The organism is Pseudomonas sp. HP_14 (assembly GCF_055283875.1).
In genome coordinates this window covers 63031-72821 of sequence record NZ_JBTOQI010000017.1, presented here as the reverse complement: position 1 = coordinate 72821, position 9791 = coordinate 63031, and the positions used below count along the sequence as shown (strand labels likewise).

Below are 9791 nucleotides of genomic sequence, written 5' to 3'. Positions count from 1 at the left end.
CCCCCCCCCCCCCCCACCCCCCCCCACCCCCCTCCCCCCCCCCCCCCCCCGCCCCACCCCCCCACCCCCCCCGCCCCCCCCCCCCCCCCGCCCCCCCCCCCCCACCCCCCCCCCCCCCCCCCCCCCCCCCCCCCCCCCCCCCCCCCCCCCCCCCCCCCCCACAAAGATTGCGATAACTCTACCTACTTCTGCTCCGCATGTGCCCAACGGTAATCAAGACGCGGCGCACTGATTTTGATTTTCCGTTTGGTCTTGGTCAGCGTCGGTTCGAACACCGGCTCAGGGTCGCGCAGGAAGGCGGTCATGACTGCGCTCAGGGCATAGAGGCCGGTGAATGCCCAGACCACGCCCGCCAGGCCGAAGCTGTCCTGGAAGATGGCGACTACGGCAGGACCGACCCAGGTCGATGCACCTGCACCAAGGCTCAATACCGACAGTGCGGCCGCTTTGTTCTGCGGGGCAAGGGCAGGCGCCAGTGCCGAAAGTGGTACGAAGCAAGCCAGCGTCAGGCCGTAGAAAGCGCCGAAGATCGAGGCAATCAGGAAGTCGTTCGGGAATGCCTGCGGCATGAAGAAGAACAGCGGTGTACTGATCGTGCTGCCTACCGCGCCCAGCCACAGGATCGTGTTGCGATAGCCGATCCGGGTACTGATGATGCTTGAGGCCAGGTTACCAATGATGTTGAACACGAACACGATGGTCAGCAGTCGCAGCCATTCTTCAAGGCTGAAGCCCACGGTGTGCATGAAGAACCCGGGCATGATGACCAGAAAGCCGAACATCGATGACGTGTTGATCACGCGCACCAGACCTGCCAGCGACACCTTGGGCATTTCCCACATGATGGTGATGTTCTTGGCCATCGACACCAGCGGTTTTTCGCCTTCGGGTGCCAGACGTTTCATACCGTGTGCGTCGCGCATGCCCACCAGGCCGATGACTCCGCCGACGACTACCAGGGCGAAAGACAACCAGAAAGTGGCCATAGCACCAATCAACGGGATGCTGACGCTGGCGACCAGCGAGCCAAGGGTCGGCAACCCGGCTGCATAAGCCACCCAGAACCAGCCAACGGCCATGCCCATTTTGCGCGATGGCGTTGCGGCGGCAATCCACACCAGAAACCCATAAGCGAACAGCGGATAACCGAAGCCACGCAAGCCGTAGGTGAGCAGGATCATCGAGTAGCTGAGCTTTTGCAGGCCGTAGATCAGGAACAGCACCTCGAAGGCGCTCCAGATCAGCAAGCCGATCATCATCACGCGCTTGGGACCCCAGATGTTCGAGAGCGCGCCGGCCAACCAGGAAGAGATACCGACGGTGACGCCGTAGACGGTAAAGACCATGGCGATTTCATCGGCAGGCATGCCGCGTTCGCTAAGGAAAGGGGAGAGATAACCCAATTCGACGCCATCGCCGATCATGAAAATCAAGAGGCCGACGAAGCCCCAGAACATGGGATAGGGGATGCCGGTTTTCTCGCAGAATCTGGCGAGTGCAGTGTTCGGAGTGGATTGATCGCTCAATTTTCCGGTCCTTCTTTTAGGTGCAGCACAGCGTTTGGTGACGCCGTATGAATGGCCTCAATGAGGTTGAAAGGCAGGGGTGGCCAGCACGCTGTTGGCACAATGCGCGAACACAGTACGTGTGGACTTTTAGCTAATGCAGGATCGCCGCTATACGACTTCAATGACCCATGAATCTACGTTTTTTATAGATTTTCGAGCCCGTTTGCTTTTTGTTTATCCCATCTGAGGCCGATGATGGCAACCGCTCTAGCCGGGGCCACCTGTGGCGGGATGACGCACCATGCCGCACGACGCGCCCAGTTTCAGGGGGCGTAAGGCGTTACAAAAAATGTCGAAAAAAATGGCAAAAAAACTGTTGATGGCCAGATTGCTAGCAATCAATTGGCTGCATAAGGGCATTTACGCCATTTTGATAAGGGCTCAACCCAGTGGATTGAAACCTTCACCTGCCGCGCAAAAGCGCTCCTCGATAGCCTGGCTCGCATCGCTGCCATCTTTATCTCGGCGCTTGCCCCATTCTCGGCACTTTTCCCGGAAGTAAACTTTGGCGCCTTTGCGGCATTCGCGGTGTTCAATCGAGCCGCGTCGATAGTTGGCGCAAACGCTGCTGTCGTCGATTCGATTGCTATTGATCGCCCACTCGGCGGCGTAGGTGCGTTTGCCGTCCCACTGCCAGACCGTTGCGCGCTCAATGTTGAAAGCGGTGACGCGTCTGGTTCGGGCCGGGGGCTGTTGCTGGTCGCTTTTGTACTTTGCCATGTAGGAAGCGCTCACCATGCCCTGTGCATTTGTATCTTCGGTTGCGCGTGGAAATTGTCCGTAGCGGCAGGTGGCAACTGCTTCGTCGATGATGTTGTCGGGTTTTATGCAATCGGCCAACGGCTTCGGGGCGACCAGAGCGTCGCGTGTGTACATCGGTGGCACGGGGTTCGAGCTGGCGGGCAGCGCAGGCGCTGGATTTCGGTAGGCGGTGACCTGCTGAATAACGTTCTGCAGACGCTCACTGAAATGCATCAGCAGATAGCCAGCAGCAACGATGAAAATCAAGGGCACAAAGATACGGCGATAGAGTCGTGAAGGCTTGGAGGGGTGGCGCCTATATGCCCGAGGCGCGTCATCGGCCTGCGCATGCAGGTGCTCAAATGGATTGAGTTTGTCCCGAGACGGGCTCTCGCTGGGATCCATGCACTCTTCCTTGATGTCGACGGCGCATCCATTGCGCTGCGGATTGGCGAGGTTAAACCGATTGAAAGTGTTTCGCCAGCGTTACAGGTTTTGGGTTTAACCCCTGTAGGAGCTGCCGAAGGCTGCGATGGCGGTATCTCAGGATGAACGCTTCGCAGCCTTCGGCAGCTCCTGCAAAGGGTTGGCGATCCAGAGATGGATCGCCAGGTCCTTTAAACCTCTTTCAACAACTCATCCGCAATCCGCAGGCTCAGTGCCGCGCCTGTCAGCGTTGGGTTAACGCTGGACGAGGACGCCATGACGCTGGTGCCTGCGATGAACAGGTTCGGGTGATCGTGGGTGCGGCAATCGCGGTCGACAACCGAATCCTTCGGATCGTCGCCCATGATGGTTGTGCCCATGATGTGCTGGCGGTTCTGGAAGCCCACGTCGGTGCTGAGGATGTCGGCATCGAGCAGTTTGGCGAACTGTTTGAAGTCCTCCAGCGCCTTTTCCTTACCGGCATGCCAGTACTCAGGCACGCTGTAATAGATCTCCGGCACCGGCAGGCCGATGGCGTCGAACTTGGTCTTGCTTGGCGTGACGCGGTTTTCCGGCAGCGGCAAGGTTTCGAAGTCCACCGCCCAGTTCAGCGAGCGAGCCGATTGCAGGCGAATGCCTTCGTCCAGCTTGGAACCGAGCACGCCTTTAGCGATCAGGTTTGAAGTGATCTGCGAGGTCGGCACGGTGTTACGCACCTTGATCTTGTAGCTCGGATAATCCTTGCGGAAGGCACCGTCGCGGCTGTTCAGATAAACCAGCAACTGGGTCGGACCTTCACCCGGCCACATGTCTTCCTTGGTCATCACGTTCATGCTGATGCCGGTGTGGTCCATCAGGTTGCGACCAACCTGGTCAGACGAGTTGGCGATACCGTTCGGGTATTTCTCCGACGTGGACATCAGCAACAGTTTCGGTGACTCGATGCCGTAAGCCGCGAGCACGAAGTACTTGGCCTTGAGCTGATGCTTGGACTTGTCTGGCTTCATGTACCAGATCGAAGTGATCTTGCCGCTATCGTCGGCTTCTATCTTGTAAACGACCGAGTTGTCCATGACCTTGGCGCCATGTTTCTCGGCTTCGTCGATGTGCATCGAGCCGTCGTACTTGGCCGCAATCGGGCACACCGGGTTGCAGTTGTTGTTGCCTGCACATGGTGGGCGTTTGCCGTAAGGACGAGTGGCGCGGCCGTTGGGCTCCAGAATCGGGTTGTAGCCGCCTTTGCTCAGCAACTCCGAGAGGCGCTTGAACATGTAGCTCGGCTTGAGGCCTTCCATCGGGTAGGGAATGGAGCGGGGCGGGAATGCTTCGCCGCCCTGGCCGCTTTCATCCTGACCGTCGACGCCAGAGACGCCCAGTTCTGTTTCGGCGCGAGCGTAGAAGGGCTCCAGCTCGTCGTAGCTGATCGGCCAGTCGCGACCACGCCCGTACAGGGACTTGAGGCGGAAGTCGTTGGGCAGCATGCGCCACAGCGACGAACCGAAGTGCCAGGTGGTACCGCCCACCACGCGCAGGTACGACGTGTTGTATTTCACCGGCCCGACTTGCTGCAGGTAGTCGCCATAAGTGGATGGCGCGTGGGGCAGGCTTGGGTATGGCGAGCCAGCGCCTTGCAGCTTGGCGTTGGCCAGCGACAGTTTGATCGGCGCATTGCGGAAGGTTTCGACGATATCGCGTCGGTTAACCCGCGGGCCCGCTTCCAGCACGATCACTGATTTATTGGCTTTGGCCAGTTCGCTGGCGATCAGGCCGCCCATTACGCCGGAGCCGATGATCACCACATCGGCGTCGAAATCACCGCTGCTCATATTCTGGAATCCTTGGTGTCTGCTGGCTTGGGACCCCATGTAGCCGGGCCGCTGCCGTATGTTGGGACGATGAGGGTGCCGTGGGTCGGGAGGTACATCATCGCTTCGGAGAAGGCGACGAGTTCCGCGTCGGCTGCTTCGCCGACAATGCCCAGGTACCAAGCTGCAATGATGCTGGTCGCGGTCGCCTTGAGGGACGCGTCAGGGTTGGCCAGCTTCAGGTATTCATCGACATGCTTGAGGTTGTTGTCGGCGATCAGTTGCTTCAAAGCCGCAGCGTTTCCGGCGAAGTTCGGTGCGCGTTTGGCCAGGGCTGAGTAGTAGCGCCCGGCCAATACCGGATTGACCGGACGGCTGACCAGAAACTGCGACAGCGCGATGAAGTCAGCGGTCGACTGATCGGCGGCCAGCACCGATTGCCACGGCAGCATGCCACCCACCAGACCCATCAGGCCCAGTGCAACGGAGCCGCGCAGCAGATTGCGGCGAGAGAAGCCGGTCGGTGATTCAGCTTGAGTCGGTGCTTGCTTGTGATTCATTGAGTTATCCATTGCTCAGGCCCCCTTGCGGCGGCGTGCGATCAGCCACACCACGAGGCCGATCAGCAGAACCACGAGGATGATTGCCGGGATCGTGAACCTGGCCAGTGTCGCCAGCGGAGCCGTTGGCCCGCCTGCGCGAGTTTGGGCGACGTCGGCGGCGGTGACTTTCTCGGCCGCGTTGCCGTAGTGCGAGAGCACATAGTTGCTGACGTCGGCGATCTGCTGGTCGGTCAAACGGTCAGTGAAGAATGCGTCTGGACCAAAGCCCGGCATGTCCACAGCCACACCATCGACGGTGCGATGCACGCCGTAGACGATGGTCGCGATCAGGTTGTCCGCACGACTGGTGGCCGTGTTGTTGAACAGCGACGGATATTCTTTGTTGCCCTGGCCGTTTGCCTGGTGGCAGTTGGCGCAAGTGCCACTGAAAACATGCCAGCCCGGATTGTCTTCCGGCTTGCCGCCACGCAGGGTCAGCTCATCAGTCGAAGCCTGGCCAAATTCATGGCGTGCCTTGGTTTCGCCCGATTTGACTGGCTGGGTTTGCTGCAGATACGCAGCAATAGCCTTCAGGTCTGTATCCGGCAGGTATTGCAGGCTGTGCTCGACCGCTTCAGCCATCGGACCTGCCGCTTGTGCTTTACCTTCCACGTGACCGGTGCGCAGGTAAGCGACGATTTCATCGCTGGACCAGGCGCCAATACCGCTGACTTTGTCGGAGCTGATGTTGGGCGCATACCAAGGCCCCAGCGAACCACCGCCCAGTGGTTTGCTGTTGTCAGCGGCCATCAGGAAGTTACGCGGCGTGTGGCAGGTATCGCAGTGGGCCAGAGCGTTGACCAGGTAATCACCGCGATTCACCTCTGCAGATTTGCTGGCGTCCGGCGTGAAGCGAGTGGTGTCGTGGAACAGCAGGTTCCAGCCAATCATCGATGCGCGAATGTTGAACGGGAATGCCAGTTCGGTTTTCGGCGATGGCGTTTCTACGGCCGGGACTTCATGCATGAAGTAGTCGTAGAGCGCTGCGATATCGCTGTCGGTGATTTTCGAATACGAGGTGTACGGCATCGCGGGGTACAGGTGCGTGCCATCTGGCGTCACGCCGTCGCGCACCGCTCGAGCAAATTGCTCTTGGGTGTAGTTACCGATACCGGCGGTTTTCGAAGGGGTGATGTTGGTCGAATAAATCACACCCATTGGCGAGTTGAGCGGGTAGCCGCCCGCGAATGGTTTGCCGCCCGGCGTGGTGTGACACGCAACGCAGTCCGACGCAATTGCCAGACGTTTGCCGGCCGACGCATTGGCCTCCAGCTCTTCGCCACTGGCGGAGCCCGCCAGGCAAAACATCAGCGTCAGCAGGCCCAGACAGGCACCCCTGATCCGCTGTCTTTCTCGAATAAAACAAGACATGTATTTGTCTACCTTAGGCAACTGCAGCCGTGGCTTTTTCAGGTTCGGAGGCTAGTGGTGCGCTTGGTCGGAAACGACGCTCACGGAAGGCGTCAATTCAGCGCTAGCGACAAGTTGTCGCACAAAAACGAGGGGAATGTTTCACGATCCGTAACATCTTGCAACATCAAAAACAGGCAAAGTGCCATGCTATTTTTGAATCGTCGAAGGCTCTAGATCGGGCATCTTGCCTACAGGCCCCGGCCCGTATGGGCTAGATGTACGACGACTGTATGACTTTGGAGGGGAGGGCTTTGGAACGTTTGTGCTGTTTTTTGGTGAGGGGGATGTAAATCGAGAGATCAGCAGCTGCAAACAGGGCTGATGGAAGAGATGAAGAAGGGCAAGACTGACAGGTTGGATGAAAGGGCTTTACATATGCATAGCACCTGTAGGAGCCGAGCTTGCTCGCGATGAGGGTTTGGAGGCAACACATATGCGGCGGATGTACGGGCCTCATCGCGAGCAAGCTGCGCTCCTACAGAGTCTTGCGGTTGCACATGGTTTGCGCCACTCCCAGAAACAACAAAGCCCGCACAAGGCGGGCTCTGAACCACTTCAGCGTTTACACCAAGGTGTTTTTCTTGATGCTGCCTTCCTGAATGATCATCGCCAGGTTTTCCCCTTGGCCCACCAGACACCCGATGGATTCCAGCGGGTTGCCGTCGACTACCAGCAGGTCGGCGATGGCGCCTTCAGCGATGCAGCCGAGCAGGCCTTCGCGTTGCAGGATTTTGGCCGCGACAGTGGTGGCGCTGCGCAGGGCGGCGAGGTTACCGAGTAATTCGGCGCGGATCTGCAACTCATGGCTTTGGTATTGGTGCATGTCCCCCAGCAAGTCTGAGCCGTAACCCATTTCCACGCCCGCTTCAGCGAAAAGCTTGAGGGCGTTGCGACCGGCTAGGCGCACGTCTTCAATCTTGGCCACCGAATCAGGCGGCAGACCGGCTTCGGCGCCGTGTTTGGCGAGCATTTCGTAGGTGACTTGGGTCGGCACGGCGAACGCGCCTTTTTCAGCCATCAGTTTTGCGGTGTCTGCGTCAACGAGGTTGCCGTGCTCAATAGTGCGCACGCCGCACTCAATGGCGCGACGAATCGCACGCGCGGTGTAAGCGTGGGCCATCACATAGGTATTGGCAGCTTCTGCTTCATCGACGATGGCGCGGATTTCCGCTTCGCTGTACTGCGTGTTGGCAATCGGATCGGTGGGTGACGAGACCCCGCCCGAAGCCATGATCTTGATCTGGTTGGCGCCTTGTTGCAGCTCTTCACGCACCGCCAGACGCACGTTGTCGACGCCATCCACGACGCGGGCGATAGCGCCAGCGCGGAAGCAGCACGAGCACGGCTCGCTCAGCAGCAGCTCGCCGCGAGCGCGCATGTCACCGTGACCACCGGTTTGCGACAGCGCTTTACCCGCTGCGAAAATACGCGGCCCCGGCACGAGACCCAGTGCTATAGAGCGAGCCAGCGCCCAGTCCGCACCGCCCGCGTCACGCACCGTGGTGAAGCCGCGGTTAAGCATCGCTTCGAGAATCGGCAAGGCGCGGTACATGATGATCGCGTTGGGCTGTAGCGCGTTCATACCCAGGTTGGCATTGGAAGCCAGCACGTGAACGTGGCAGTCGATCAGGCCGGGCATCAGCGTACGGCCGTTCAGATCGATGACTTGGTCATCGGCCTCGGCAGTGTCATTTTGTGGGCGAACTGCGCTGATGCGTCCATCCTCGATCACCACTTCCAGACCGCCCAGCAACTCGCCTTTGTTCAGGTCGAGCAACTGGCCGTTGCGCAGAATCAGGCGTGTCGTTTTTTCAGTATTCATTGCAGGGCTGCTCCCTTGAAGCTGGCATTGGCGGTGGTCTTGCGGTCGCGGTACAAGAACGCGCCGCAACCGCTGACCACGGCCGCGAACATGATGTAGAAGGCCGGCGCGACATTGCTGCCGGTGTTGGCGATCAGCCAGGTGATGGTGAACGTGGCGAAACCGCCAAAGATCGTGACTGCAAAGTTGTAGGCCACGGACAGGCCGGTGGACAGCACGTGAGTCGGCAGCAGTTCGCTGAACGCGGCCAGAATCGAGCCGATGTAACCGGCGATCAACAGGCCCATTACCACTTCAAAAATCAGCAGCGAGGCCAGCCCCGGCATCTGGTTGATGAACAGGAACATCGGATACGCTGCAACAAAAATGGCAGCTGCCGAACCCAGCAACCAAGGCCTGCGACCGGTTTTGTCAGCGAGCATGCCGACAATCGGCGTGGCCACGATCAACACCGCGCCGCCCATCATCCCGGCGCTGAAACCTACACCGCTCGGTAGGCCCAGAACGCGGGTTGAATAGGACGGGATGTAAAACAGAATCGCGTAGGTGCAGACCGTCCACAGCACAACCAGCGAGAAGCTGATCAGGGTTTCCCGTGGGTAAGTGCGGAAGACTTCGCGCAGCGGTGATTCGGTGGTTTTGGATTCTTTGTAGACCGGCGTCTCGTCGATGCGGCTACGGATGTAGAAACCGACCGGACCGATCAGCGTGCCGATGATGAACGGGATCCGCCAGCCCCAGCTTTCCAGCTGCGCCTGAGTCAGGTAGTTCGAGAGGATGGCGCCCAGCGTGGAGCCCAGCAGCACGGCGACGCCGATACTGGCCTGAATCCAGCTGGAGTAAAACGCTTTCTTGCCGTCTGGGGCGTGCTCGGTCAGAAACGCCGTCGCGCTGCCCATTTCACCGCCCGCGGAGAAGCCTTGCAGCAGCCGTGCGAGGACGATCAGCACCGGCGCGATCAAACCGATTTGCGCGTAGCTTGGGGTGATCGCAATGATCAGCGTACCCAGCGCCATCAACAGGATGGTCAGTGACAGCGCGGCTTTACGCCCGTGCTTGTCACCGTAAACGCCCAACACAATGCCGCCGACCGGACGCATGAAAAAGCCTACGCCGAAAGTCGCCAATGCCAGTAGATAAGAGGTGAGTTCGCTGTCGGTGGGGAAGAACACCTTGGCGATGATGACCGAGAAGAAGCTGTAGACCGTGAAGTCGAACCATTCAAGACCGTTGCCGATCACAGTCGCGATCACGGCTTTGCGTGCTTTCTGGTTGTGGGTTGGCGTGTTTTTTATAGCGTTCACGTTGAACTCCTGCATGCAGATTACGCAGGGAGTGGTCCCGCGCACGAGTGGGGCAGAGAAGCAATCGGGTGAAACATCGTCAGGGTCTTATGCCCTTGTAGGCCCGAGAA

7 protein-coding genes are annotated in these 9791 nt (G+C 59.2%); all 7 read right to left on the bottom strand.

Going from position 1 to position 9791, the window contains the following annotated elements; genetic code table 11:
• Positions 1-182: 182 nt before the first annotated feature.
• Entirely contained in the window at positions 183-1526 is a 1344-nt protein-coding gene (locus ACYASS_RS13465; protein WP_463586496.1) for an MFS transporter, read from the bottom strand.
• A gap of 423 nt (positions 1527-1949) precedes the next feature.
• Positions 1950-2714, bottom strand: coding sequence for a hypothetical protein (locus tag ACYASS_RS13460; RefSeq protein ID WP_463586495.1), 765 nt, complete (start codon positions 2712-2714; stop codon positions 1950-1952).
• A gap of 212 nt (positions 2715-2926) precedes the next feature.
• On the bottom strand, positions 2927-4561 hold the full coding sequence (locus tag ACYASS_RS13455) for a GMC family oxidoreductase (RefSeq protein WP_122667355.1): 1635 nt from the start codon (positions 4559-4561) through the stop codon (positions 2927-2929).
• Positions 4558-5100, bottom strand: a complete 543-nt coding sequence (locus tag ACYASS_RS13450; protein ID WP_463586494.1) for a sugar dehydrogenase complex small subunit — start codon at positions 5098-5100, stop codon at positions 4558-4560. The genes ACYASS_RS13455 and ACYASS_RS13450 overlap by 4 nt, the downstream gene beginning before the upstream one ends.
• A 15-nt stretch (positions 5101-5115) precedes the next feature.
• On the bottom strand, positions 5116-6450 hold the full coding sequence (locus ACYASS_RS13445; RefSeq protein ID WP_463586498.1) for a cytochrome c: 1335 nt from the start codon (positions 6448-6450) through the stop codon (positions 5116-5118).
• A gap of 667 nt (positions 6451-7117) precedes the next feature.
• The gene (locus ACYASS_RS13440; RefSeq protein ID WP_463586493.1) at positions 7118-8377 is read right to left on the bottom strand and encodes a metal-dependent hydrolase family protein; all 1260 of its coding nucleotides are present in this window, start codon (positions 8375-8377) and stop codon (positions 7118-7120) included.
• Entirely contained in the window at positions 8374-9681 is a 1308-nt protein-coding gene (locus ACYASS_RS13435) for an MFS transporter (protein ID WP_463586492.1), read from the bottom strand. Before ACYASS_RS13435 ends, ACYASS_RS13440 begins: the two co-directional genes overlap by 4 nt.
• Positions 9682-9791 lie beyond the last annotated feature (110 nt).